This window comes from Streptomyces sp. NBC_00820, assembly GCF_036347055.1.
GTDB lineage: Bacteria > Actinomycetota > Actinomycetes > Streptomycetales > Streptomycetaceae > Streptomyces.
In genome coordinates this window covers 7,367,035-7,391,996 of the sequence record NZ_CP108882.1, presented here as the reverse complement: position 1 = coordinate 7,391,996, position 24,962 = coordinate 7,367,035, and the positions used below count along the sequence as shown (strand labels likewise).

Below are 24,962 nucleotides of genomic sequence, written 5' to 3'. Positions count from 1 at the left end.
GTGGCGAGGGCGGTCAGGACCGACGCGACGACCCCGCCGACCGGCGAGCGGGGGCCGGCCGGGAAACTCCCACCCCAGTACGTGTGCCGCGATCGCCGGCACGGCGGCGTGCAGCGTGCGGCGCGCAGCGCGAGGGGGCGCGGGTTCACGCTGCCGCTCCTGCCGCGGCGGTACCGGACGACTGACCGCACGACGCCGGAGCGTCGGCCGGCGGCGCGGCCCTGTCCGGCCCTCGGCAGTGGGGACGGCTACCGCATGCCCGCGGCGTCCAGCAGGGCCGTCACCGTGGTCGTGGCGAGTCCGTCGTCCAGGTGCTCGACGTGGGCGCCTGCGCGGGCGCTGGCGCCGTCGAAGATCAGCATGAGCTGGCGGGCGAGCAGTTCGGGATCGCGGGCGCCGCCGCGTTCGGCCTGCGTGCGGAAGGCCTCCGCCAGGCGCTCCTTGACCCCGCGGGCGACCTGGCTCGCTGGATGCCCGGAGTCCTTCAGCTCGACCAGCACGGCCAGGTACGGGCAGCCGTGGTAGTCGGGTTCGGCGGAGGCCCGCTCCAGGCGTTCGAAGGCGTAGAGGATGCGCTCGCGCGGCGTCCCGCCCTCCGCGTCGGCGGGCGTGAGCTGGGCGTCGTACCAGGGGATACGCCGCTGAAGGCTGGCGGCCAGCACCTCGTCCTTGCTGCCGAAGAGCTGGTACATCGACCGCTTCGAGACGCCTGCCGCGCGGCACAGCGCCTCGACGCCGACGGAGACACCGTCGCGGTAGACGAGCCGGGCTGCCGCGTCGAGCAGCCGGTCCCGGGGGGAATCCTGGTCCGTGGTCGTCATAGGGCGAGGTTACCGCGTCCGGGAGGGACGAAAACCGATCGGTCTACCTGGCTGGGACGCGCGGGGGAATCCCGTGACAAGAGCACTGACCAAGCGCTTAGATAGGTGTCCGGACGCCGATCCCGGGCGATCCCGGCCGAAGCCAGACCCTCACCGGAGGCCCCGTTGTTCTCATCCGTCGACGATGTCTCCGCCCGCCTGGCCGAGACCGGATACCTCGCCTCACCCGCCGTCGCCACGACCGTCTTCCTCGCCGCCCGGCTCGGCAAGCCCCTGCTGGTGGAGGGCCCCGCCGGGGTCGGCAAGACCGAGCTGGCCAAGGCCGTGGCCGAGGTCACGGCGGCACGGCTGGTGCGCCTCCAGTGCTACGAGGGCGTCGACGAGTCCCGGGCGCTGTACGAGTGGAACCACGCCAAGCAGCTGCTGCGCATCAGCGCGGGCCGCGACGAGAGCTGGGACGAGACCCGCACCGACGTCTTCAGCGAGGAGTTCCTGCTCCCCCGCCCGCTGCTGACCGCGATCCGCGGCGACGAGCCGACCGTGCTGCTGATCGACGAGACCGACAAGGCCGACGTGGAGATGGAGGGTCTGCTGCTGGAGGTGCTCAGCGACTTCCAGGTCACGGTCCCCGAACTGGGCACGATCACCGCGACCCGCCGCCCCTTCGTCGTCCTCACCTCCAACGCCGGCCGCGAGCTGTCCGAGGCACTGCGCCGCCGCTGTCTGTTCCTGCACATCGGCTTCCCCGAGGAGGAGCTGGAGCGCAGGATCGTCCGGCTGAAGGTGCCGGGGCTGGACACGGCGCTGGCCGAGTCGGTGGTCCGGGTCGTGGGCGCGCTGCGCGCGATGGACCTGCGCAAGGTGCCGTCGGTCGCCGAGACCATCGACTGGGCCCGCACCCTGCTCGCCCTCGGGGCCGGCACGCTGGACGAGACAGTCGTACGGGACACCCTGGGCGTCATCCTCAAGCACCAGGACGACGTGCAGAAGGCCGCCGCCAAGCTGGACCTGAGCGCGCTGTGAGCGCCGTCTACGGCGCCGGCATCGGGGTCGGCCACGGCGTCGAGGGCGGCGCGGGGGGCGCGGGGGGCGCCGGAACCGGCAGGGTCCGCCGGGTGCACGACGGCGACGATCCGGCCCACCTGGAGGGCGGCGACGGGACGGCCCGTGCGCAGGACGGCGACGGGACGGCCGGAGCCGCCGGAGTGGACAGCGGCCGAGGCGTCGATGCCGAGCACGGCGAAGGCGGCCAAGGCAGCGCCGCCGGGGTCACGAGCGTCGCCGGGCGGATCACCGGTCTGGTCGGGGCGCTGCGCGCGCACGGCGTGCGGATCGGCACCGGGGAGACCGTGGACGCGGCCCTCGCCGTCGAGGCGCTCGGCTTCGCCGACCGGGATCTGCTGCGGGAGGGGCTGGCCGCGACCCTGCTGCACGGGCCGGGCCAACGGGCCGTCTTCGACCCCGTCTTCGACCTGTACTTCCCGCGCGGCATGGGCGGTCCGGACACGGCACCGGCGGGCCGCGAGGAGCTGCGCGACCGGCTCGCCGCGGCTCTGGCCGGCGACGACCAGGCGCTGCTGGCCCAGTTGGCGGCGGAGGCGGTCGACGGCCTTGGCGGATACGGGAGTTCGCCCGGTTCGGACGGCTGGTCGGCGTACCAGACCCTGGACCGGCTGCGCCCGCAGACCCTGCTGGCCCGGGTGCGGTCCGACGTCCGGGCCGGGGGCGGCGCCACGGGATTCGCCGACCGGCTGCTGGACGACGAGATCCGGCGCCGTATCGAGGCATTCCGGCGCATGGTCGGGGCCGAGGCGCGGCGCCGGGTCGCCGAGCGGCGCGGACGCGACGAGATCGCCCGGCGGGCGGTCCGCCCGACCGCCGACCGGGTGGACTTCCTCTTCGCCGGCCGGGACCAACTCGCCGAACTGCGCAGGACCGTTCAGCCGCTGGCGCGCAAGCTGGCGACCCGGCTGGCCGCGCGCCGCCGCCGGGCCGCGCGCGGCACCATCGACCTGCGCCGCACCGTGCGTTCCTCGCTGTCCACCGGCGGTGTCCCGATGCGCCCGGTGCTGCGCAGACGCCGCCCGGTGCGGCCTGAACTGGTGCTGCTGTGCGATGTGTCGGGGTCGGTCTCCGGCTTCTCGGACTTCACGATGCTGCTGGTGCAGGCGCTGCACGACCAGTTCAGCAAGGTCCGCGTGTTCGCCTTCGTCAACCGTCTCGACGAGGTGACCGGCCTGCTCGACCACGGCCGCGCCGACCCCGACGGGCTCAGCGCCCGTATCCGCGCGGAGGCGACCCTCACCGGCTGGCACGGCAGCAGCGACTACGGCGTCGCCCTGGGCGAGTTCGCCGAGCGGTACGGCGCTTCGGTCGGCCCGCGCACGACCGTCTTCGTGCTGGGCGACGCCCGTACGAACATGAGCGACCCGAATCTCCCCGCCGTCCGCGACCTCGCCCGCCGCGCCCGCCGCGTCTACTGGCTCAACCCCGAGTCCCACGCCCAATGGGGCACCGGCGACTCCGCCGCGCCCGCCTACGCCGAGCTGGTCGAGATGCACGAGTGCCGCACGGCCCGGCAGCTCGGCGCGCTGATCACACGGCTGCTGCCGGTGTGACGGGCGGGGACGGACGTGGTCGACTGGGACTGCGGACCCCTGCACCCGAGCGGAGACCCGGGCCCGCCGACCGCCCACGGCGAGCCCGCCACCCCACCCTCACCCCGAGGCACTCGCGCCCCGAGACACACCCCGCGACACGACCCGCAGGCACTCGCACCCCCACCCTAGGACGTACGCCATGACCCACCCGCCCGTACCGCTCGGCACCTTCCCCACCCCCGTGGAGCCGGCGCCCCGGCTGGCGGCCGCGCTCGGGCTCGGTCCGGAGGATCTGTGGGTCAAGCGGGACGACCTGACCGGCCTGGGCGGGGGCGGGAACAAGATCCGCAAACTGGAGTGGACCGTGGGCGCGGCGCTCGCCGAGGGCGCGGACACCCTGGTCACCACGGGCGCCCCGCAGAGCAACCACGCCCGGCTGACGGCCGCCGCGGCCGCGAGGCTGGGCCTGGAAGCGGTCCTCGTGCTGCGCGGCTCGGCGAACGCGTCGCGCTCCGGGAACCTCGCCCTGGACGGACTGTTCGGGGCACGGGTGGTCTGGGCGGGCGATGTCGACCAGGCCGGTCTGGACACGGCGGCGGCCGAGGTCTGCGCGAGACTGCGCACGCAGGACGCGAGCCCGGCGCTGATCCCGTTCGGCGGGTCCAGCTCGCTGGGCGCCCGGGGGTACGTGCGCTGCGGCGAGGAGCTGCGCGAGCAGGTACCCGGCCTGCGCACGGCGGTGGTGGCGCTCGGTTCCGGCGGCACCATGGCGGGCCTGGTGGCCGCACTCGGCACCGACGCGGTGCTCGGTGTCGACGTGGGCGCGCTGGCCGATCCCGCCGCGGCCGTCGCGGAGTTCGCGCGCCCGCTCACCGCGGAGGTGATCACGGCGGACCGCCTGCGGGTGCGCCGGGACCAGGTCGGCAGCGGCTACGCGGCCCTGACAGACCAGACGGCACAGGCGCTCCACCTCGCCGCCCGCACCGAGGGACTCGTCCTCGACCCCACCTACACCGGCCGGGCCATGGCCGGCCTGGTCGCCGCCGTCCGCACGGGCGACGTACGGCCCGGCGAACGGACCGTGTTCGTGCACACCGGCGGCCTGCCGGGCCTGTTCGGACACGCGGAGGCACTCACGTTCGCCGAGGAAGGGGTCGTACGGTACGCCGTCTGATCGATCACCGGACGGCCGCAGGCGAACAGCCGCCCGGCCGGCCGCACACCCCGCCACGTCCGCCTCCGTTCCGTGCCGCCGAAGAGCGAGGTAACGGGCTCGGGCAGGATGAGCCCTCGTGACGGGTGGGAGTGACAGGTTCATGGAGATACTGCGGCGCGCCGGACTGCACATCGCGGGCGAGTGGGGGGCTGAGGAGGTACTGCCGCTGCGGGCCGCGTGGCGCCTGGTCGTCGCGGGCGGGACCACGTCGTCCGTGCGCGTGCGGGCGGACCGGCCCGAGCTGGTCGCCGAGCTGAACGCGCGGTGGCACCGACTCGCGACCGAGAGCGGGATCCTCGGTCCTGCCGGGGACGGCGTCTTCCTCATCGGCGTCGCGGGCGACCGGACGGGCCGCACGCCCGGTCGTTGGACGCGGGTGCGGCTCACGGACGGGTGGGACCTCGCCGGAGTGCTGGGCGAGCGGCCCGGGCAGCCGGAGTTCGTCGCACTCTCGATGGACGGGGACACCCTGCTGGGGGCGACCACCGAAGGAGACGAGGTCCGGCTGATCACCGTGGACCGGATCCGGGAGCGGCAGGTGACGGCCGCGCGGGAAGCCGTCCAGGAGAGCCCGCAGGAGCGGACAGCCGCTTGGTCATCGCTGTTCCGGGACCCAGAACCCTCGCAGAAGGTACGCGCGAAGTGGGCGGACGGTCTGACTCTCAACCCGTCCGCTTCCGACGACCTGCGCGCCCGCCTCCTGGGCCTGTCGCACATCCTCCTGTGGCGCGGTCTGCCGGCAGAGGTCGTGGAGGCGGCCATCGTCCACCCGGACCGGAAGGTGCGGCAGTTGCTGGCCGAAGCCCAGCCGGACCTCTCGACCGACCAGTGGACGCGCCTGATCCTGGGTGAGCCGGAGTCCCGGCACCGCTGGATCCTCGTCATGCTCGCGGCGGACCGGCATGCCGAGCTCACCGACAGCGCCTGCGAGCGGCTCGCCGCCGATCCTTCCGCCCGGGTCCGCGAAGAGACGGCTCGCCTGCACGGACTGCCCCCACGGACACTGACCGCCCTGGCTGCCGACGACGACCCGTCCGTACGGGCCTCGGCCTGCCGGAGTGCCTGGCCTCACCTGGATCCCGCGGCTCGACGCCGGCTTCTCGAGGATCCCTCCGGCAAAGTCCGCGTCCAGGCGCTGTTGCGGTACCACGAGGAGCACCCGATGCCCCGGTCCGTCTTCCAGACCGAAGGACTCACAGACGCGGCGCTGTCCACGTGCCGCCTGGAACGCGGCCTCGCCGAAGACCTGGCCCGGCACGGCGAGCCCGCCCAGCGCCGGTCCCTCGCGGGCAACCCGCGCCTCGACGCGGACCTGGTCGGCCTCCTGGCCCAGGACCCCGACGAGGGCGTACGTTCCGTGGTGGCCACACGCTCCGACATCACCGAGGAACAACGGGCCTCCATCCCCGTCGACTTCGACTCAGGCCGCCACTGTCGCGCCCTCGACTGGGTCATGGCCCTGCACGAGGACGCCGGCGCCATGCGCCGTCTGGCCGCCTCCTCGCACGCCCTCGTCCGCAGAAGCGTCGCCAGGGCCCGGCATCTCCCGCCGGACGTCGTCGAACTCCTCGCCCGCGATGACGACCGCGTCGTCCAGCTCTTCCTCGCGGAGTCCTGCGACGACGCGCCCGCCGACATGCTGCTGCGGGTGTGGCAGTGGTGGACCGGCAGCCTCAGCCACCCCGACCGCCCCCACAGCCACCCCAACTTCCCCCGTCACGACCTCCTCCGCCACGCCGGCGACCCGAACGCGAGAATGCGCCAACTTGCTCTGGACGACCCGGAGTCGACGGAGGAACTGGTGGAAAGGTTCAGCCGGGACGGCGATGCGGAAGTACGGTACCGGGCCGCGTCCGACGCACGGCTGACACCCGAAGCGGCGGTCCGGCTGCTCGACGACCCGCACCCGCACGTGCGCGGCGCGGCCGCCCGCCATCCCGGGCTGCCCGCACGGGTGTTGATCCGGCTGCTGCGGGACCCCGACACCGCGCAAGCCGCCGCCGCGCACCCGGCGCTGCCCCTCGCCGTCATGGAACAGATGCTCCAGCGGATCCAGCCCCCGACCGACGCCACACCGGAGCCGTGAGCCGGTGAATACAGACCCTCAAGGAGCGGACCGGCGACTGCTCCCACCCTCACCCGACAGCCGCGGACACACCCTCAACGCGCCACCACCACCCCACCACTACGCTGCCGCGATGACAGCGACGAACGTGATGGCGATCGCGACGGCCACGACCACCGATCCACCGCTGCGCCCACTCCCGGAGCGGGTCGCCGCGCTGCTGGCGCGAGTTGAGGCCCCGCCCCGCCTGGTTGCCCACCTCCGAGCGGTGCACGACGTAGCGGCGCAACTGGCACTCTGGACCGAACAGCACTGCCCCCGGCTGGAGTTCGACACGTCGGCGGTGCTGTTCGGTGCGGCGACGCACGACGTGGGCAAGGCGGTGCACCTGGCCGAGCTCTCCGGACCGGGCGCCCGGCACGAGGAGGCGGGCCGTGAACTCCTCCTCGCCGAGGGGGTGGAGGCCCGCCTGGCCCGGTTCGCCGGGACGCACGCTTCCTGGACCGCTCCGGACATCACGGTGGAGGACCTGCTGGTGAGCCTCGCCGACAAGGTCTGGAAGAACAAGCGTGTGCCGGAACTGGAGGACCTGGTCGTGGCCCGGCTGGCCGGTGCCGACGGGCGACCGGCCTGGCAGTGGTTCATGGAGCTGGACGAGGTCCTCACGGCGATAGGCGAGGGCGCGGAGCGCAGGCTGGCCTACCAGATGTCCTACGGCTGACCACCGCCGGCGTGCGCGGCGAGGGGCGGCGGGTACGGCCAAGGTGGCTACCTGTGTGCGCAGCGGGCGGTGGCCGCTCGGCAACCGAAACAGGGGCACGCTAAGTTGGGCGGTATGAGCAACCTTGACCGCACGCCCGCACCGAGCGTGTGCGGTGGCCGTGGATTCGTCGTCGCCGACCCCGTCCGCGAGCTGCTGAGCCCCCGCCGCGTGAAACTGGGCGAGTCGACCGAGGTACGCCGGCTGCTGCCGAACCTCGGCCGGCGCATGATCGGCGCCTGGGCGTTCGTCGACCACTACGGCCCCGACGACATCGCCGACGAGCCCGGCATGCAGGTTCCGCCGCATCCGCACATCGGGTTGCAGACGGTGAGCTGGCTGCACGAGGGCGAGGTGCTGCACCGCGACTCCACCGGCAGTCTCCAGACCATCGGACCCCGCCAGCTGGGCCTGATGACCTCGGGCCGGGCGATCAGCCACTCCGAGGAGAGCCCGAAGGCACACGCCCGCTTCCTGCACGGCGCCCAGCTCTGGGTCGCACTCCCGGACGAGCACCGCCACACCGAGCCCAGGTTCGAGTACCACCCGGACCTCCCGACGGTCACCGCGCCCGGCCTGACCGCCACGGTGATCCTCGGCGACCTCGACGGCTCCGTCTCCCCCGGTACGGCCTACACCCCGATCGTCGGCGCCGACCTCACCCTCACCCAGGGCGCCGACCTCCGCCTCCCACTCGACCCCGACTTCGAGTACGGCGTCCTGGCCATGTCCGGCGAGGTGCACGTCGACGGAGTTCCGGTCCTCCCCGGCTCCATGCTCTACCTCGGCTGCGGCCGCACCGAACTCCCCCTGCGCGCGGAGTCGGACGCCACGATCATGCTGCTGGGCGGCGAGCCGTTCGCCGAGGAACTGATCATGTGGTGGAACTTCGTCGGGCGTACCCAGGAAGAGATCGCTCAGGCCCGGGAGGACTGGATGGAGGGAGCACGTTTCGGCGAGGTGAAGGGCTACGACGGGGGTCCGTTGTCCGCGCCCGAGCTGCCGCCGGTGCCCCTGAAGCCGCGCGGAAGGGTGCGCTGACCTGGGAAAACCCGATTGTCACGTCCAGAGAGTTCAACGTCGCATCTCGGCTTTCCGGTCATGAGAACCGCACGTGGCGCGGGCCCCCGGATGCCGCCGGACGGACCCCTTCGGGACTGTCCGAGTTACCCAGGTGTGGGCATCACCTGAGAGCAGCTTTGGCCGGACGAATGCTGACCCAAGGTAAGGCTTCCGAAGGTTGGCGCTCCGACGGCAGCCGGTCGGCATCACGTGAACGCCTGGACGGGTGGAAACGGGACCGGCGAGAGCGCTGGGGGCCGCTCTGTGGCCGGCGTCCGCATAGGCCGACAGGTCACCGGCAGCTGGTACGACACGCACGGCGAACTCGGGTTGCAGGACCGTCCAAGCGTCCCGCGATCCTCACCGACCCAGAGACCCAACATCTCGGCCTCCGCCCGTAGACCGTCTCCCACGGTGCGAAGTCGTGCGGCAGGTAGCGCGCGTCTGCCGTGGAGGTGCGGCGTCAAGCCGGTCATCGCTCGCGCTTGAGAGGTGCAAGTAGTCCCCCTCCCAGAGCGGCCCGAGGTCCCCGGCTTCGGTGCTGAGGGGGGCCGCAGCGATGACAGGGCCGACGGAGGCGCCCACGTTGAGCGCCGCGGTCGCATACGAGCCTGCAGCCTGTACCGTCGGCTGCGGTGAGGGCAGCCGGAATGGTGAGTGAGGCGGCTGGACGAGCCCGTTGCACAGGCCGACGTGTGCCGCTCCTCAGGGGGCGACTCTGAGCATCTCTCCCCCCGCACTTCCTGATGCACCATCAGAGAAGTCGGATTCCGGGCAGCGCGAGTCCTGGAAAACCCGGGAAAGCCACCCGGACACGCGACTCACTGTAGGGTATGGAAACTTCAATAATTGACGCGACGACAACGCGCACCACCGAACGCCAGGACGTCTTTCTGGCCCGAGGTCCGGATGCGCAGATGGGGTAATCGGCTTAGGATTTTGGTGCAACTTGACGCCGTTTATCTGAGTTGCAGTGACGCCGGGTCGGCTCTACAGCGTCAGCCGCTAGGCGGTCAAGGCGTAGTTCGGAGCAATGGGGTTCGGTTGGCCCGATGGCCACCTCAAGCGCACCGCCAATTATTTGAATGAGTGCGCGACGATTATTGCGGAAGCTGGCAGGTCATTCATGGAGATCGTCATGCGAACTCGCAGAGCAATCGTGTCCACAGCGGCAGTGCTGGCACTGGCAGGCAGTGTACCTCTGGCGTCAGCGGCCACCACGGGGCCCGCCGTTGGAACCGGAACGTCTGTTGGGGAGAGTACCCACCTCGTCCCAACATTGGGGATCAACGGTGCCAGAATCACAAGCGTGAACCAGACCGGCTCCCGGTGGAAATTCGTCGTCGACTGGAACACGAACTTCACCGAGTTCGATAGCGCCACCCGAGCCCGATTCGAAACATGGTGCGACATGTGGGAGCAGGACAGTGGTGATGACGACCTCATCATGCGAGGCAGGCACGCTGATGTTGCCGCTGTCGGGGGTCCCATGCACGTAACTTTCTCGAACATGTCCAGTGACGATCTGGACACTGAACTGGGGGCCGAGGAGATCTACTTCCGATGCTTTGTAAGGAACAAGGACACCGGTCAGCAACCTTCGAGTTACAGTCCGCGCGTTCAGCTCGGAGTCTGAACAGTTGCACGAGGGGGTAAGGGTGAGGCGGAAGACCGCCGCCCCCTCGTCGGCGATGTCACGGAGCAACTCGTCGATGCAGTGATGTCGCCAAGGCCGGCGGCCGGTGATGAGGTAACAGTAGGTGCGGAACTCCGGCTCCGGATCGTCCGGCAGCCCCGCCTCCTGGCGCTTGTTAATACTCCAGCCGCAGACCGTGATGTGACGGACGAGTGGCGGGAGATGCAGCTAAGGTCTACGCGCTCGGCGGCCCCACGCTGTGCCCTCCTGTACGTCGGGCCGTGGTTCACCAGAGCCAGGGGCCCGTGCTGTTGGAGGATCACCAGTGATCGGCAAGTTGCAGTGCGTGGTTCTGGACTGTCCGGACGTCCTTGAACTCGCCAGGTTCTACCAATCGCTCCTCGGCGGCGAGGTCAACCAGCCCGATCCCAGGTGGGCAGTCAGTGACGACTTTTCGACCCTTCACACGGGCTCTGGCCTCGTATTTGCGTTCCAGCGCGTGAAGGATTACCGGTCGCCGCGATGGCCGGACAGCGCATACCCGCAGCAGTTTCATTTGGACCTCGATGTCCCAGACCTTGACCAGGCCCAGGAGCAAGTCCTCGGCTTCGGCGCCACACTGCTCCACGCCGACACCCGCGGTTGGAGGATCTTCGCAGATCCGGCGGGCCACCCCTTCTGCCTCCTCCGGGGCTGACGAGGAGGGGCTGGACCTCTGCTGGCGCTCAGCGATGACCGTTCTCCGGCAGGGAAACGGGTGCGGCCACCGTTGATCACGCCGGCCGTCAGGCTACGAGTACTTCACCCGTGACCGGCGACAGGCGGGCGAGAACGTGCCCGTGCCGTCCCTGAGCGTGCAGTCCTTGGACCCGCCGGCCCAGGCGCCCGTGCGGTCGGCGATGGCGAGCATGCTGCGTGTCTTCATCCCGTGATCAATCGCCGGACCGCCCGGAGGGTCACGCTGGATGACTTTCGGCCAGCCGAACCAACAGGATCGAACGCATGCGTCTCACCTCTTCCAACAGACTCAGACACGTCCTACCGTAATCGCGCACCGGTGCCCGTCCCTGTCCGCCGCGAGCCGGAGGAACGTCGACGATGCGTCACCCTCACCCCCGCATGTCTCGCAAGCACCGCACCAGAACGGCCGCCGCACTCCTGGCGGCCCTGCTGGGCGCGGGTGGTCTCGCCGCCCCGGCAGCCACCGCCGCGCCTCCCGAATCCCCGGCCGAAGCGCCGGCCGAGGGGCCGGCCCTCACCCCGCCCATGGGGTTCAACAACTGGAACTCCACGCACTGCCGCGCCGAGTTCAACGAGGACATGGTCAAAGGCATCGCCGACCTCTTCGTGGCCGAGGGCCTCAAGGACGCCGGGTACCAGTACGTCAACCTCGACGACTGCTGGGCGCTCCCCCAGCGGGACGCCGACGGCAAACTGGTGCCGGACCCCGCCCGCTTCCCGCACGGCATCTCGGCGGTCGCGGACTACGTCCACGCCAAGGGACTCAAACTCGGCATCTACACCAGCGCCGGCACCAAGACCTGCGACAGCACGGGCTTCCCCGGCGCGCTCGGCCACGAGGAGAGCGACGCCCGGCAGTTCGCCGACTGGGGCGTGGACTACCTGAAGTACGACAACTGCAACAACCAGGGCGTCGACGCCCGGCAGCGCTACCGCGCCATGCGCGACGCCCTGAAGGCCACCGGGCGCCCCATCGTCTACAGCATCTGCGAGTGGGGCGAGAACAAGCCGTGGGAGTGGGCCTCCGACGTCGGCCAACTGTGGCGCACCACCGGGGACATCAGCGACAACTGGGGCTCGATGCTCTCCATCCTCAAGCAGAACCTGCCGCTGGCCCCGTACGCCGGTCCCGGCCACTGGAACGACCCCGACATGCTGGAGGTCGGCAACGGCGGGATGACGGACACCGAGTACCGTTCCCACTTCTCGCTCTGGGCGGTCATGGCCGCCCCGCTGCTCATCGGCACCGACCTGCGCACCGCCTCCCCCGCCACCCTGGACATCCTCGGCAACAAGGAGGTCATCGCGGTCGACCAGGACCCGCTGGGCAGGCAGGGCGCGGTCGTCTCCAGTGAGGGCGGACGCTGGGTGGTCGCCAAGGAGATGGGGGACGGCAGCCGCACGGTCGCCCTGTTCAACGAGTCCGGGACCGCTCAGCGCGTCGCCACCAGCGCCACCGCCGTGGGCCTGCCCCGCGCCTCCGGCTACACCCAGCGCGACCTGTGGCAGCACCGGGACACCAACACGGCAGGCACGATCGCGGCCACCGTACCGGCCCACGGCACGGTCCTGCTCCGGGTCTCGGCCGACGGACGCTGGGCGGAGCATCCGCCCGCCGTCGAAACCGGCCTGGATGAGGCACCGTTCATCGAGCGGGACACCTCGGCCACGCTCACCACGGCCGTCACCGACCTGGGCCGCACCCCGGCCCGCGAGGTCTCGGCCGCGCTGACCGGGCCCGACGGCTGGACCGTACGGGCCCTCTCCCCCGCCACGGCGGCCGGCCTGCCCACCGGGGCGTCCCTGCGCACCCGCTGGCGGGTGACGGCCCCGCCGGGGACGTCCGCAGGGTCGTACGCCCTCTCCCTGCGCGTCCGGTACCGCTCGCCCGCCGGAGAGCGGGCCTCCACCGACCTCCCCGTGACCGCGTCCGTGGTGGTGCCCCCGCCGTCCGGAGCGTCGTACCTGAGCGATCTGCCCTGGCTGTCGGCGGCCAACGGGTGGGGACCGGTGGAGCGTGACACCAGCAACGGGGAGAGCGCGGCGGGCGACGGCGGCCCGCTCACCCTCGGCTCGACGGTGTACGCTAAGGGGCTCGGGGTGCATGCCGCCGGCGAGGTCGCCTACTACACCGGGAAACACTGCTCGAAGGTCACCGCCCAGGTGGGTGTGGACGACGAGAAGGGCACGAAGGGCAGCGTGACCTTCGAGGTCTGGGCGGACGGCGTGAAGGTCGCCTCGACGGGCGTGCTGACCAACGCCCAGCCCGCCCAGCCGCTCACCGCCGACGTCAGCGGCGCGCGTGTCGTGCGGCTGGTCGTCACCGACGGCGGCGATGGCATCGACTCCGATCACGCGGACTGGGCGGACGCCCGGCTGGGCTGCTGAACCGGCCGTGGCCACGGGGGTGCCCCCGTGGCCACGCGGCGCTCAGACCCCGACGGCCGTCGTGTCCGGCAGGGCCGGCGCGGCGACCGCCGCACCGACGAGACCGGCGGCGGTGCCCATCTGCGCGGGCACGGCGGTGAGTCGCCGGACGAAGGACAGCGTGGCGTAGTCGGTGAGAGCCTTGCGCAGCGGGGCGACGAGCACGTCGCCCGCCTTGCCCACGCCGCCGCCGATGACCGCGATGCCGAACTCGACCGACGTCGCGGTCGCCTCGATCCCGGCAGCCAGGGCCCGTGCGGCCCGCTCGAAGGAGGCCACGGCGACCGGGTCGCCCCGACGCGCTGCGTCCGCGACCGCGGCGGCGGACTGCTCCTCGGCGGCCGACTGCACCCCGGCCCCACCGGCAACGCCGGTCATGCTCAGTGACCCTCCGCCGGTGCAGCGTGCACCGCCGGTACGACTTCCAGCGCGAACACCGTCAACTGGCGCAGGTGGTCGGCGTCGGGCCGGTAGGCGAAGCCGTTCATCCCGTAGTCGTGCACAAGAGCGACGAGCTGGTCGACCCACTGTCGCGCCGCGCCCTGGAACGGCACGGCGGACTCGGCGGGCCCGATCAGGCCGTTGAGGTTGTAGATCTCGCGTAGAGACGCGGGGTCCCGGCCGGCCTCGTGTGCGCCTGCGTCGATCCGCGCGACTGCATCCTTGAGCCGGTCCAGTACGAGGAATCCGTACGAGGGCATCCAGCCGTCCGCCTCGTCCGGGCTGGGAAGCGTGCGGCGTCAGGCAGCCGCGGGCTGCGGCTCGGCCTTGGCCGCCTCCCCCGCGACGGTCGGTGTCGCGCGGCGGAACACGTCCTTCAGGTAGAGCACGAGGGCGGCCCCGAGTATCCACACCGGGAGGATCACCAGGGCGCGGGCCAGACCGTCGTCCTGGAACCGGGACAGCCCCTGCACCGCGCGGACCCCCACTCCGACGGGCAGGATCTCGGACAGCGGGCGCAGCCAACCCGGCAGGTAGGCCGCCGGCATGATCCCGCCGCTGCTGCTGTTGCCGAGGATCAACAGGAGGATCGAGGCGAGACTGACGCCCGCCGAGCCGAACAGCCGCAGCAGCACCATGGTCGTGGCGCCGACCGCGGCACCCATCAGCGCGACGACGAGGGCGACGGGCAGGAAGGGGCCTGGCAGCGCACCGAAGCCCGTGCTTCCCGCGATGGTCGTGACCAGGACGCCGCCGACGGCTCCGAACAGGGCCAGGCTGGCCATGCGCCAGCGGTACTGCAGCCGGGGCGCGAGCTGGTAGGTCGTCATGCCGAAGAGGTATCCGGCCAGCACCAGGCCGAAGGCCGCGTAGAACACGGAGAGACCCCGGGTGTCCCCCGCTGCCGCCGGGGCCACGTCCTGGACGGAGAGCTCATGGTGCTCCGCGTGTGCCGCGGAGCCGAAGGCGGTGGTCACGGTCGCGGTGACGGCGGCTCCGTTGGCGCTGCCGTAGAGCAGGTGCCCCTTGCCGAGGTAGGCGGCGTAGACGGACCTGTCCTGGACGGCATGCCGGGCGGCGGCTTCGTCGGGATAGGTCTCCAGCGCGAAGCCGCCCGGGATCGCCCGGGCGAGGCCCTCGCGCAGGTGCTCCTGCTGCGTGCCGATCTCCGTCGTGCCCACGCGGAGGTCATGAGGGCGCGGCGCGTGGAAGGCGGCGAGATAGACGCTGACGAACACGGTGCCGATCAGCAGAACGACCGCCACGGGCAGCAGAACCGCGCGCCAGGTTCCCGGGCGGGGAGGAGGATGGGCCACGTCCAGGGCGTGCTTGTTCGGCTGGCGGGTGGCGACTCGCTGGGACATCGAAACGGTTCCCCAATCAGAAGGTAACTGATAATATGTGTACCTTACAATCAGTTGACTGACAAACGAGGCCGCCTACGTGAACCCCTTCGACCGGCGCACCGGCTACGTCGCCTGGCAGATCGGCCAGATCATGGCGTCCCGGATCGAGCGCACCCTGCGTCCGTTCCAGCTGACGCTCGCCCAGAACAGCGCCCTGACGCAGGCCATCCTCGATCCGGGTGTCACCAGCGCGACCGCCGCACGCAGGGCGGCGATCACCCCGCAGTCCATGGGGACGGCCGTCAACGGACTGGTCGAACGGGGACTTCTCGAGCGCCGGACCGCCCCGGGCGACCGACGCACCCATCGACTGCACGCCACGGAGGCCGGCCTGCGGCTCGCGACGGAGGCCGGGAAGGCGGTGGACGCCACCCACGCCGAAGCCCTGCGAGTACTGACACCGACGGAGCAGGAGCAGGCACACTCACTGTTGCTGAAGCTGCTGGCGTCACTGAATCCTTCAGCGGTCGACGACAGCACGCCCTGAGGAGCCCGCAGGACGGGAACATCGCGGGACGGAAACATCGTTGCCAGTCGCCGACAGGTGGGGCTCGCCGGGCAATCCGCCCGCAAGGTGCCCCGGCTCCCGGCTCCCGGCCATCGGTCGCCACACGCATAGCCGGTCGTTCCACTCCGTCCGAGGTCGAAGGAAGGGTGGAACGAACGCCCTCACGCCCGCTCCGCACGGCGGCCCGAGCGGTCGGCCTTCAACGCGAACACGTGCGGTGGACAGTTGTCGCGGGCGAGGAGCTTCCGCAGGACGGGCAGGCCGCCGAAGGAGGTGTTCGCGGACAGCGCCAGCAGGATCATCGTCGCGAACTGGATGACGTAGAAGGCGCAGTTGTGGCCGAGCGCGGCACCTCCGGGCCGCACGCCACCGACGTCATGGCGTCCAGCGACAGCGCGGCCAGGCCGGTGACGGCGGTCAGCCGGTGCCGTTCACCGGTGTCCGGCGGTTCCTCGCCCGTGGGGGCGGCATCCGGCTGCTCGGTGGTCAGGACGGACATGGGTGCGTGCCCCTTCTTCCCTGAGCCGCGCACGAAGGTCGAAGCGCGCGGGTGCACTCAGGTTCTGACCGTTTCCCGCCACATCCCACTGCTCCTTTCGGCATCTTCGCGCCCAAGCGGCGGACCTTGACGGGACCTTGACGGGTATCGCCGTCAGAGCCGCGTCAAGGTCCGCCGGATCCTCTTCCCCAGGTCACTACCGTCTGCGCCACGGGACGCCCTGACGCATCAGGTGAGGCGACGAACGAGCTGGAGGGACGCGGGAGTTGTGGAGCGCCGCCCGCTGCGCCGGCGTGCTGCTCTCGCTCCTGTGTCTGGTCGACCGGGGGGCCGGCCGAGTCGCGTCTCCTGCCGCGGGACGCCCCGGGTGGCCGCGTCGAGATCGACCCCGACGAGGTCCTGGTACGCAACCCGCGGCCGTGGGTTCCGTCTGCCGGCTGTGTTCAAGGCGTCCGGACCGGACTGGAACGACTCAGTCCCTCCTGTTCACCGGATGCCGCTGTACGCCCGTCATGAGGATGTCCAGCCCGCGCCGGGTGGTCGCCAGGACCACCCGGTCACCGGCTCGCAGCACCCGGCCCTGCGGGGGACACCAGTCGAAGCCGAAGCCGCCCACACGCAGGCTGGTGAGGGTGTCCGTGGAGGACACCTCCGCCGCGGGACCCACGGTCCCGACGGCGAGCACCCGCCACTCGTTCTCCCGGAACGCCTCGTGTACCGAGCGCCCCTCAAGTTCCGGGTGTCCGGCCACGTCCACGCAGGTGAACAGCAGCGAGCCCCGCTCCACCGACATCACACCCAGCACGTGACGGCCCATCATCGCGGCGGCGAAGGACGGCGCTGCCAGCGCCGAGACGCTTCGGCTGCGGGTGAGCGCGTCCGGGTACGAGGCGCGCAGGGCGCGCTGGACGGTCGCCGCCAGGTTGTCGTCGTAGAGCCGCATGACCACGCGCACCGCGGGGTTGCTCTCCCTGGCGGCCATGACGATGTCGAGGTTCTGGCCGTCCTCTCGGGTGAGGACGAGCAGCGAGCGGCTGGAGCCGACCCGGGCCAGGTCCAGCACGCCGGGGGCTGTGGCGTCCTGCAGGATCAGCGGCACGCCGAGTTCGCGGGCGAGCGCGACACCGCGGGCCTTCGGGTCGCGTTCGATCACCACGACCTGGTGGTGCATGGTGTGCAGCCGGGCCAGCATCCGCGTACCGATCTTCCCGAGGCCGACGAGCACGATGTGGCCGCTCGTGTCCTCGTCGGGCGGATGGGTCGCGGAGCCGGCGCGGAAGGCTTCGGTGGCGTTCAGCGTGGCGGCCACGACGAGCGGCAGTACGGCCACGCCCACGAAACCGGCGACGAGCTGGAGGATGCGGCGGGCGACCGACTCGTTCGTGGCCGGGTCACCCATCGTGAAGATGTCCAGCATCGGCAGGTACAGGTTCTTCCACCACGGATGTTCGTCCGCGAACAGCACCGTGGCGGCGGCCAGGGCCAGCACCATGGCACCGAGCGCGCCGAAGACGGCGGTGACCTCATGGGAGAGGAACACCTTCCACGGCAGGTTCGCCGGCCGCGCCCGCAGCCACGCTCCGGTACGACCGCGTCGGCCGCTGCGGGCCGGCCGGGGCGCGTGGTGGTGGGTGACCTCCTCCAGCATCAGCCGGCCGTGCGTGAACCGGCGGTGGTACGCGGTCCGGGTGTCCGGCAGCAACTGGGTGCCGTCCTCGCCCGGCGTCTCCGGGCTGTCCTGGCTCGCCGGGTCGTCCTGGTGCGCGCCGGAGAGGACGGCGAGGGTGGCCAGGTCGGTGGTCTGCGGGGGCGTCCCGGCCGGGCGGACGACACCGCGGAAGACCCTGTCCTCGATCTGGAGGGTATGGCCGTGGCCGACGGTGGCAGCCGCCACGAGTTCCGGTACGGCGGTGTCGGCGCCCGACAGCACCGTGGTGGAGGTGTCCTGCGCCGGGTTCCCGGACAGCCCTGCCGCGCGGTCCAGCAGCCGCTCCAGGTGGCGGCCGCGCTCGCGGTGGAACATCCGCACGACCAGCCGCACGGACGGGTTGAGGGTGCGGGCCAGCAGGGCGGCGGTCATGTTGGCCTGGTCGTCGCGGTAGGTGAGGGCGAGCGCGGCGGCCCGCTCGACACCGGCGGTCCGCAGGGTCCGCTCGTCCGGGCGCGCGGAGACGAGCAACTCGACCGGCGAGCGCGGGTCCTCGTGCAGCGCGGCGATCCCGGCGCCGTACTCGTCGTCCCGGGACGGCACCACCACGGTGACGGCCTCGCTGCACACCGCGTTCAGTTCGAGCGCGAGCCGGTGCGCGAGTCCGTCGTCACCGCATATCACCATGTGCTGAGAGCGCCGGCCAAGTTCATGTCGCGGGTCGAGAGTTGACGTCACACCGAGAAGGAACGGCGGGAGGGGCGGCACCGGTTCCACCGGGCAGCCGGTCCGGCTTCAAGATCGCGTAAAGGAATCCGCCGTGCCCGGTTTCGGCGGCAGGGAAGCCCCAAGCCTGCGGAAGGCAAGACTGCGGCACTGACATCCTCCACTACTCGGTGATACCGTATAGTGGTACTCGGTACTACGCAGTACCGGTGGGGCCGAGGAGGACTCCGATGGACGACCTGACGGAGATGCTGAAGGGCACGCTCGAAGGGTGCGTGCTCGAAATCATCGGCAGCGAGGAGACCTACGGCTACGCCATCACCCGTCAGCTGAACGAGCTCGGCTTCGCCGACGTCGTCGAGGGGACGGTGTACACCATCCTGCTGCGACTGGAGAGGAACAAACTCGTCCAGGTGACGAAGCGACCATCCGGGGTCGGTCCGCCGCGCAAGTTCTACGCGCTCAACGACGCCGGACGCGAGGAACTCGCGAAGTTCTGGGCGAAATGGCAGTACGTCTCATCACGCATCGACAGGCTCAAGGAGGGCGCGAGATGAACTTCTGGGAGACCATCACAGGCAGCGATCTCACCAGGGACTGGAAGGCGTTCGAAGCCCGGGCCGAGGCCCTGCCGGACGACTACCGGGCGGCGTGGGAACAGATCAAGGGCCACCTCCTGCCCCATGGGGACTTCACCGGCCGCAACCTGATGCCGATCCTCGACGCCGCCCTGGGGCTGCTCGAAGAGACAGCGGCGGATGGGCAGAGCGTCCACGAGGTCCTCGGCGACGACATCCGGGGCTTTTGCACGGCGCTGGCCGGTGGAGAAGGGGCTCGGACCTATCGCGACCGGTGGCGCGAGCAGTTGAACAGGAACGTCGCAAGGAAATTGAGCCGGCTGGGAGGCTGACGTGGGCATCCAGGACATCGTCGAGGGCAAGAAGCAGTGGCGGGCGCACATGGCTCGGGTCAAGGCGCTCCCGCCGGACTATCAGATCGTCTACAGGGAGATGCAGAAGTACCTGTTCAAGGTCGGACCGGTCGACCTGCCCGACGGGCCCCTGCTCCCCGGGATCGTCGACTTCTTCGAGGAGGTTGTCGTCGCGGGCAAGGGGGTCCTGGAACTCATCGGCAACGACGTCGCCGCGTTCTGCGACGACCTGGTCAAGGACTCCCCCACCTACGCGGACGTCTACCAGGAATCCATCAGCGGGGAACCCCGCGCGACCGAGAAGTAACACCCTTCGCCTCATGCCGGTGGGCGTAGCAGCCCGCAGGCGCGGTCCGTTCGCCTCGGCCCGGCGCGAACAGGCGCGGGCCGACGGGCCATCGGAAGCCGCCGCGAACCCGTCCACCGGGGCATCCAGGTACCGGGTGGTGAGGAAGTCGGTGACGCCGACCCCGGTGCGGTCCACGTACGAGATCGTGTCGAGACAGGAACAAGCCTCATCCCGCCCCACCTGTCACCCCGCCCGGTCCACGAACTCCCACGCACACCTGCCGCCACGCGATCACCACGACCTCGCACTCCGAGAATCGGTGCACATCAAGGCAATGGCAGCACCAAGGCTGTTGCGTGCGCCGGCCCCCCATTGCACGCGACCGGATTTGATCACCGCACCGACCACGGCGTCCTGGGACCCCGGGTGACGGACGGAGAACGAGCCGTGGCCGTCACCGATATCCAGTGCAAGGAAAGCACGCGTCTGGTCCAGAAATGGACCGCTGCCGAGGCCGCTCTGCAGAACGCCGCCATCGGCGCTCATCGCTCCGACCTCGCCAAGGCCCGGGCCGAGACGGCGAGGTCGGTGGCACGCGCCAAGGACGTACTGGCCGGCCGGGACGCGCCCGCGGACAACACCGCGCGCTGACGCGAGCCGCTCACTGCCGCAGCGCGTCCAGCGGTGCGATGCGGGCCGCGCGCAGCGACCGGGTGGAGGGCCGGCCAGGTCGCCCTCCGCGCCACCACCGTCCCCCGGCGTGAGCCGTCCGGGTGGGACGACGCCGGAACGTGGAACAGCCCCGGACAGGATCGCCTGTCCGGGGCTGCCGCGTGAAGGGGCCGGCCGGCGGTACGGCGTGGCCTACGCCCTTGATCTCACTCGGTGCCGGACATCCCGGAGGCCCAGTCGTCCAGGACCCTGGAGGGGTCCAGCGCGACGGGCAGCTCGGTCAGGCCGCGGAACGCGGGGAAGGGCACCGTCAGCCACTTGGCCTCGTTGGGGGGCATGGCCAGGGAGAGGTTCGGGAAGCGACGGAAGAGCGAGGCCAGGGCGATCTGCATCTCCATCCTCGCCAGCGGTGCGCCGAGGCAGTAGTGCGGGCCCGTGCCGAATCCCAGATGGTTGCTCTGCACGCCCTGCCGGGTGATGTCGAAGACGTCGGGGTTCTCGAACGCGTCGGCGTCCCGGTTGGCCGAGGTGACCGCGATCTGCACCAGCGAGCCCTTGGGGATGAGCGTTCCCGCGATGGTGACGTCCTCGAGCGCGTGACGGAAGGTCGCGTTCTCGACCGAGCCCTCGAAGCGGATGATCTCCTCGACGGCGTTCGGAAGGAGATCGGGCGAGTCGATCACCTGCTTGAGCTGCTCGGGATGCGTGAGCAGGGTGTAGACGGCGTTGCCGATGAGGTAGGCGGTCGTCTTGTGGCCGGCGAACAGCAGCACCCACAGCGTGGACAGCAACTCGCCGTCCGTCAGCGAATCCTGCTCGTCCCGCGTCTGGATGAGGAGGCTCAGCAGGTCGTCCTCGGGGGCCTTGCGCTTACGGGCGATCAGGATCTCGAAGTACTCCCGGAGCGTGGTCTCCGCCTCGGCCAGCCGGTCCTTGTCCTTCTTGCTGAACCCGGTCCGCGCGACGACGCTGCACCACTGCTGGACCTCCTGGCGCTCCTCCTCGGGGACGCCGATCAGCTCGCAGATCACCTGGAGGGGCAGCGGGAAGGCGAAGGCCGACAGGAGGTCGACGGGCTCCAGGGTGGAGCACCTGTCGAGCAGCGTGTCGGTGATCTCCTGGACCCGCGGGCGCAGTGCCTCGATGCGGCGGGGGACGAAGGCCTTGCTGACGATCCGGCGCAGCCGCGTGTGCTTGGGCGGGTCGGCGAACAGCATGTTGTCGTCCAGGGCGATGGAGGAGTCGCCGAAGATGGACCGGTACGCGTCGATGGCCGCGTACATGTCCTTGCTGATCCGCGGGTCGGCCAGGGCCGCCTTCGCGTCCTCGAACCGCGTGATGAGGTACGAGGCCACACCGTGCGGCGGGGTGAGACGGCTCACGGGCGCGTTCTCACGCAGATGCTCGTAGAGGGGGTGCGGGTTGGAGCGGTACACGGGGCAGCCGCGGGATGCCGCGTCCACCGCCTGGGCTGTCTCGTCCGCGGTCTCCTGCTCTTGCATCTGAGTCATCGACGGCCCTTCTTCTCTTCCCGCAGTGGCACGAGACGGCTGAGCGCTGGAACGCAGGAATGCATTGACGCCACTCGTGACGGGAAAACGTGATTCACCCTGACGCCGACCGACCTTTTCGCGGCGGCCCGCACACGCGAAGGACGAGTGAGCCGTCCGGGTCAGGCTCGATTGCCGCCCCAGGGACCCTGTGCCAAGTTCGATCCCAGGGCCGCGCTGAATTCGAATTGCTGCCCGAACCACCGCTGGGTCACTGGAGGAGGACGGGCCTTGGACAGGCGCGACGAAGAAATGGTGCCGGTACTGATCGTGGGCGGTTCGCTTGTCGGACTGTCCGCGTCGGTGTTTCTCGGACGACTGGGCGTCAGCCATATGGTCGCCGAACGACGGGCCGCCACTTCCGAACACCCCCGGGGGCGGGGGAACAACATGCGGACGATGGAGTTGTTCCGCACCGCCGGCCTGGAACCGGACATCAGAAAGGCCGCGGCCAATCTGTCCGGCAATCACGGCATCATGCAGACGGACAAACTGTCGGGCGGTCAGAGCAGATGGCTCTCGGCCCGGCTCACCGGCGGGAAGCCCCCCGAGAAGGACGTGTGCTCCACCCTGCGGTGCGCGTGCAGCCAGAACGACCTGGAGCCGGTCCTGCTGGCCCATGCCCGTGAGATGGGCGGGGACGTGCGCTTCGGTACGGAGCTGGTCTCCTTCACCGAGGACCGGGACGGCGTGACGTGCGAACTGCGCGAGCGGGAGAGCGGCCGCACGTACACGAAGCGCACGGCCTACCTCCTGGCGGCCGACGGGCCGCGCAGCCCCGTGCGCGAGCGTCTGGGCATCGGGCAGAGCGGAGGGGGCGACCTGTTCCACAACGTCAGCGTCACCTTCCGCAGCAAGCTCCTGCGCGAGGTGGTGGGCGACCAGCGCTTCCTCGTCTGCTACCTGAACGGGACCGAGGGCGACGGGGTTCTGCTGCCCGTCGACAACGAGGAGAAGTGGGTCTTCCACATCCCGTGGTTCCCCGAGCGCGGCCAGACGCTGGAGCACTTCACCGACGCGCGGATCGCGGACCACATCAGGGCCGCCGCCGGCGTACGGGACGTGGACGTCGAGGTCACCGGGCGTGCCCCGTGGCACGCGGCGGACCGGGTCGCCGACCACTACCGGCAGGGACGCGTCTTCCTCATCGGTGACTCGGCCCACGAGATGCCCCCCACCGGCGCGTTCGGATCCAACACCGGCATCCAGGACGCTCACAACCTGGCCTGGAAGATCACCGCTGTACTGCGCGGCTGGGCGGGTGAAAGCCTGCTGGACACCTACGAGAACGAACGGCGCCCGGTCGCCCTCGCCACGATCGCCCGGGCCATCGAGCAGGCGGCCCGCGAGGAGCACCCCGGCTACGCCGCCGCGCAGGGCCCGGGCCAGAGCACGGACCTGATGACCGTGTCCCTCGGCTACCGCTACCTCTCCACGGCCGTGTCCGGCGGGGACACCGGAAAGCCGACCATCCCGGAGACACTCCTCCTGCAGGCGGACCCCGGTACCCGGGCCCCGCACATGACCGTCGTGCACGACGGGGACACCAAGTCGACCGTCGATCTGTACGAGCGGAGCTTCGTCCTGCTCTCCGGTCTCGCGGACGGGCCGTGGCCGTCGGCCGCCCAGGCCGCGGCGGCCGAGCTCGGCGTCCCCCTGGTGTCCTACCGCGTCGGCGCCGGCCCGGACTTCGACCTCGACACCACGGCCGCCCGGGGCACCGACGGCGGCGGTGCGGACTGGGCCGACGTCCACGGCGTCACTCCTCGGGGCGCGGTGCTCGTCCGCCCCGACGGAATCGTCGCCTGGCGCTCCGCGGACCTTCCCGCGAATCCCGCGCCCGAGCTGACGCGCGTCCTCGAAGGCCTCCTCGGCCGCTGATCCGCCCTCCAACGCCCCCGGACCCTTCCACCGTACGGAGCCCATCCCATGACGACCGATCTGCAGTCTCCGGGTGACATAGGCCGGCGCGCCGCACAGAGCGGCGACGACGCCCGGCGCGAACGAATAGACGTCCACCACCACTACACCGCCCCCGAATGGGTGCGGTGGGCCGAGCAGAAGGGGATCGCGGACCGGGACAGCCTGCCGCCATGGACCCGTTGGGACGAGAACGACGCCCTGGACCTGATGGACCGGACCGGCACGCGCACCAGCGTCCTCACCGTCGCCATGCTGGGACGCTTCACGGAGGCGGCGGCACGCAAGGAGAGCACGCGGGTCGCCCTCGACGCCGCCGGTGACCTGGCCGCCAGGCACTCCGGCCGCTTCGCCTTCTTCACGCCCGTCTTCCTCGACGACGCCGAACTCTCCCGCTGGTCCGTCTCCCACGGAATGGACCAGCTCGGGGCCGTGGGCGTCAGCGCGCGCACCAGCACGGGCAACACCTACCTGGGCGACCCCGCACTCGACCCGATCATGGCGGAACTGGACGAACGCGCCGCCGTGATCAGCACGCATCCCATGCAGGTGAACACCTCCGGCGCTCCTGAGGGCGTACCGCCGTTCGTGTGCGACTTCCTGATGGACACCACCCGCGCCGCCCTGAGCCTGATCATGAACGGCACGCTGGACCGCTTCCCGCGGCTCAGCTTCATCCTCCCGCACGGCGGCGGGTACCTCCCCTACATCGCGAGCCGGGTCGAGGTCTTCGGCCGCCAGCTCGTCCCCGCCGTCGACCCCGGCCGGGTCAGCGACTACCTGCACCGCTTCTACTACGACACGGCCGCGCCCATGTCCCCGTCGGCGACCCCCACTCTGCTGGCCGCCGCGGGTTCCTCCCGGATCCTCTACGGAAGCGACTGGCCGCCCACCCCCGCACGCGTGGTCTCCGAGGTGACCGCTCCCGCCCTGGACGGGGATCCCGCCCTCGGCGAGCGGGAACGCGGCCGCATCAACCGCGAGAACGCCCTGCGTCTGCTGCCCGCCCTCGCTCCCGTCTGAGTCCGCCGGGGCCGTGACACG

At 71.0% G+C, this 24,962-nt stretch carries 23 protein-coding genes and 2 pseudogenes; 16 read left to right on the top strand and 9 right to left on the bottom strand.

What is annotated here, in order from left to right:
• Positions 1 to 248 precede the first annotated feature (248 nt).
• Positions 249 to 821: a TetR/AcrR family transcriptional regulator gene (locus OIB37_RS32965; RefSeq protein ID WP_330461259.1), complete on the bottom strand. Its 573-nt coding sequence runs from the start codon at positions 819 to 821 to the stop codon at positions 249 to 251.
• Between the two features lie 165 nt (positions 822 to 986).
• Between OIB37_RS32965 and OIB37_RS32960 the strand changes: the two genes are divergently transcribed.
• The 6 genes from OIB37_RS32960 to OIB37_RS32935 all read left to right on the top strand — a co-directional run bounded on the left by OIB37_RS32960 (position 987) and on the right by OIB37_RS32935 (position 8,503).
• Positions 987 to 1,844: an AAA family ATPase gene (locus OIB37_RS32960; RefSeq protein ID WP_330461258.1), complete on the top strand. Its 858-nt coding sequence runs from the start codon at positions 987 to 989 to the stop codon at positions 1,842 to 1,844.
• Between the two features lie 266 nt (positions 1,845 to 2,110).
• The gene (locus OIB37_RS32955; protein WP_330462059.1) at positions 2,111 to 3,439 is read left to right on the top strand and encodes a vWA domain-containing protein; all 1,329 of its coding nucleotides are present in this window, start codon (positions 2,111 to 2,113) and stop codon (positions 3,437 to 3,439) included.
• Positions 3,440 to 3,620: 181 nt separating this feature from the next.
• A complete protein-coding gene (locus tag OIB37_RS32950; RefSeq protein ID WP_330461257.1) occupies positions 3,621 to 4,595 on the top strand; it encodes a pyridoxal-phosphate dependent enzyme in 975 nt (324 codons plus the stop codon).
• A gap of 142 nt (positions 4,596 to 4,737) precedes the next feature.
• Positions 4,738 to 6,723, top strand: a complete 1,986-nt coding sequence (locus tag OIB37_RS32945; protein WP_330461256.1) for a PE-PGRS family protein — start codon at positions 4,738 to 4,740, stop codon at positions 6,721 to 6,723.
• Positions 6,724 to 6,835: 112 nt separating this feature from the next.
• Positions 6,836 to 7,423, top strand: a complete 588-nt coding sequence (locus tag OIB37_RS32940) for an HD domain-containing protein (protein WP_330461255.1) — start codon at positions 6,836 to 6,838, stop codon at positions 7,421 to 7,423.
• A gap of 114 nt (positions 7,424 to 7,537) precedes the next feature.
• Entirely contained in the window at positions 7,538 to 8,503 is a 966-nt protein-coding gene (locus OIB37_RS32935) for a pirin family protein (RefSeq protein ID WP_330461254.1), read from the top strand.
• 516 nt (positions 8,504 to 9,019) lie between these two features.
• Here OIB37_RS32935 and OIB37_RS36375 read toward each other — a convergent pair.
• Positions 9,020 to 9,139 (bottom strand): annotated as a pseudogene (locus OIB37_RS36375) (Cmx/CmrA family chloramphenicol efflux MFS transporter); the annotation flags it as partial.
• Between the two features lie 694 nt (positions 9,140 to 9,833).
• Here OIB37_RS36375 and OIB37_RS32930 point away from each other — a divergent pair.
• Together OIB37_RS32930 and OIB37_RS32925 are read left to right on the top strand one after the other, a co-directional pair.
• Positions 9,834 to 10,160 (top strand): hypothetical protein, encoded by a 327-nt coding sequence (locus OIB37_RS32930; protein ID WP_330461253.1) that lies wholly within the window; start codon positions 9,834 to 9,836, stop codon positions 10,158 to 10,160.
• 325 nt (positions 10,161 to 10,485) lie between these two features.
• Complete coding sequence (locus OIB37_RS32925) at positions 10,486 to 10,857, top strand: VOC family protein (protein WP_330461252.1); 372 nt, start codon at positions 10,486 to 10,488, stop codon at positions 10,855 to 10,857.
• A gap of 93 nt (positions 10,858 to 10,950) precedes the next feature.
• Here OIB37_RS32925 and OIB37_RS32920 read toward each other — a convergent pair whose 3' ends face one another.
• Positions 10,951 to 11,085 (bottom strand): hypothetical protein, encoded by a 135-nt coding sequence (locus OIB37_RS32920; RefSeq protein WP_330461251.1) that lies wholly within the window; start codon positions 11,083 to 11,085, stop codon positions 10,951 to 10,953.
• Between the two features lie 173 nt (positions 11,086 to 11,258).
• Here OIB37_RS32920 and OIB37_RS32915 point away from each other — a divergent pair, with 173 nt between their 5' ends.
• Positions 11,259 to 13,289, top strand: coding sequence for an NPCBM/NEW2 domain-containing protein (locus OIB37_RS32915; RefSeq protein ID WP_330461250.1), 2,031 nt, complete (start codon positions 11,259 to 11,261; stop codon positions 13,287 to 13,289).
• A 42-nt stretch (positions 13,290 to 13,331) separates the two neighbouring features.
• Here the strand turns inward: OIB37_RS32915 and OIB37_RS32910 are convergent.
• From OIB37_RS32910 to OIB37_RS32900, 3 genes and pseudogenes are all read right to left on the bottom strand, one after another.
• A pseudogene (locus OIB37_RS32910) lies at positions 13,332 to 13,739 on the bottom strand (ROK family protein); the annotation flags it as partial.
• Positions 13,709 to 14,029, bottom strand: a complete 321-nt coding sequence (locus tag OIB37_RS32905; protein ID WP_330461248.1) for a hypothetical protein — start codon at positions 14,027 to 14,029, stop codon at positions 13,709 to 13,711. The gene OIB37_RS32905 and the pseudogene OIB37_RS32910, both read right to left, overlap by 31 nt.
• A gap of 39 nt (positions 14,030 to 14,068) precedes the next feature.
• Positions 14,069 to 15,133, bottom strand: a complete 1,065-nt coding sequence (locus OIB37_RS32900; RefSeq protein ID WP_330461247.1) for an ABC transporter permease — start codon at positions 15,131 to 15,133, stop codon at positions 14,069 to 14,071.
• A 79-nt stretch (positions 15,134 to 15,212) separates the two neighbouring features.
• Between OIB37_RS32900 and OIB37_RS32895 the strand changes: the two genes are divergently transcribed.
• Positions 15,213 to 15,662: a MarR family winged helix-turn-helix transcriptional regulator gene (locus OIB37_RS32895; RefSeq protein ID WP_330461246.1), complete on the top strand. Its 450-nt coding sequence runs from the start codon at positions 15,213 to 15,215 to the stop codon at positions 15,660 to 15,662.
• A 182-nt stretch (positions 15,663 to 15,844) separates the two neighbouring features.
• Here the strand turns inward: OIB37_RS32895 and OIB37_RS32890 are convergent, their stop codons facing one another.
• Together OIB37_RS32890 and OIB37_RS32885 are read right to left on the bottom strand one after the other, a co-directional pair.
• Positions 15,845 to 16,048, bottom strand: a complete 204-nt coding sequence (locus OIB37_RS32890; protein WP_330462104.1) for a hypothetical protein — start codon at positions 16,046 to 16,048, stop codon at positions 15,845 to 15,847.
• Between the two features lie 606 nt (positions 16,049 to 16,654).
• Positions 16,655 to 18,517, bottom strand: a complete 1,863-nt coding sequence (locus tag OIB37_RS32885) for an NAD-binding protein (RefSeq protein WP_330461245.1) — start codon at positions 18,515 to 18,517, stop codon at positions 16,655 to 16,657.
• A gap of 269 nt (positions 18,518 to 18,786) precedes the next feature.
• Here OIB37_RS32885 and OIB37_RS32880 point away from each other — a divergent pair, with 269 nt between their 5' ends.
• From OIB37_RS32880 to OIB37_RS32865, 4 genes are all read left to right on the top strand, one after another.
• Positions 18,787 to 19,113 (top strand): PadR family transcriptional regulator, encoded by a 327-nt coding sequence (locus tag OIB37_RS32880; RefSeq protein WP_330461244.1) that lies wholly within the window; start codon positions 18,787 to 18,789, stop codon positions 19,111 to 19,113.
• Entirely contained in the window at positions 19,110 to 19,466 is a 357-nt protein-coding gene (locus OIB37_RS32875; RefSeq protein WP_330461243.1) for a DUF1048 domain-containing protein, read from the top strand. The genes OIB37_RS32880 and OIB37_RS32875 overlap by 4 nt, the downstream gene beginning before the upstream one ends.
• A gap of 1 nt (position 19,467) precedes the next feature.
• Positions 19,468 to 19,794 (top strand): DUF1048 domain-containing protein, encoded by a 327-nt coding sequence (locus tag OIB37_RS32870; RefSeq protein WP_330461242.1) that lies wholly within the window; start codon positions 19,468 to 19,470, stop codon positions 19,792 to 19,794.
• Between the two features lie 429 nt (positions 19,795 to 20,223).
• Positions 20,224 to 20,427 (top strand): hypothetical protein, encoded by a 204-nt coding sequence (locus OIB37_RS32865; RefSeq protein ID WP_330461241.1) that lies wholly within the window; start codon positions 20,224 to 20,226, stop codon positions 20,425 to 20,427.
• A gap of 227 nt (positions 20,428 to 20,654) precedes the next feature.
• On the opposite strand, the gene OIB37_RS32860 is transcribed toward OIB37_RS32865, so the two are convergent.
• Complete coding sequence (locus OIB37_RS32860) at positions 20,655 to 21,959, bottom strand: cytochrome P450 family protein (protein WP_330461240.1); 1,305 nt, start codon at positions 21,957 to 21,959, stop codon at positions 20,655 to 20,657.
• Positions 21,960 to 22,250: 291 nt separating this feature from the next.
• Between OIB37_RS32860 and OIB37_RS32855 the strand changes: the two genes are divergently transcribed.
• Entirely contained in the window at positions 22,251 to 23,879 is a 1,629-nt protein-coding gene (locus OIB37_RS32855; RefSeq protein WP_330462058.1) for an FAD-dependent oxidoreductase, read from the top strand.
• Between the two features lie 48 nt (positions 23,880 to 23,927).
• Complete coding sequence (locus OIB37_RS32850) at positions 23,928 to 24,941, top strand: amidohydrolase family protein (RefSeq protein WP_330461239.1); 1,014 nt, start codon at positions 23,928 to 23,930, stop codon at positions 24,939 to 24,941.
• The last annotated feature ends 21 nt before the right edge of the window (positions 24,942 to 24,962 follow it).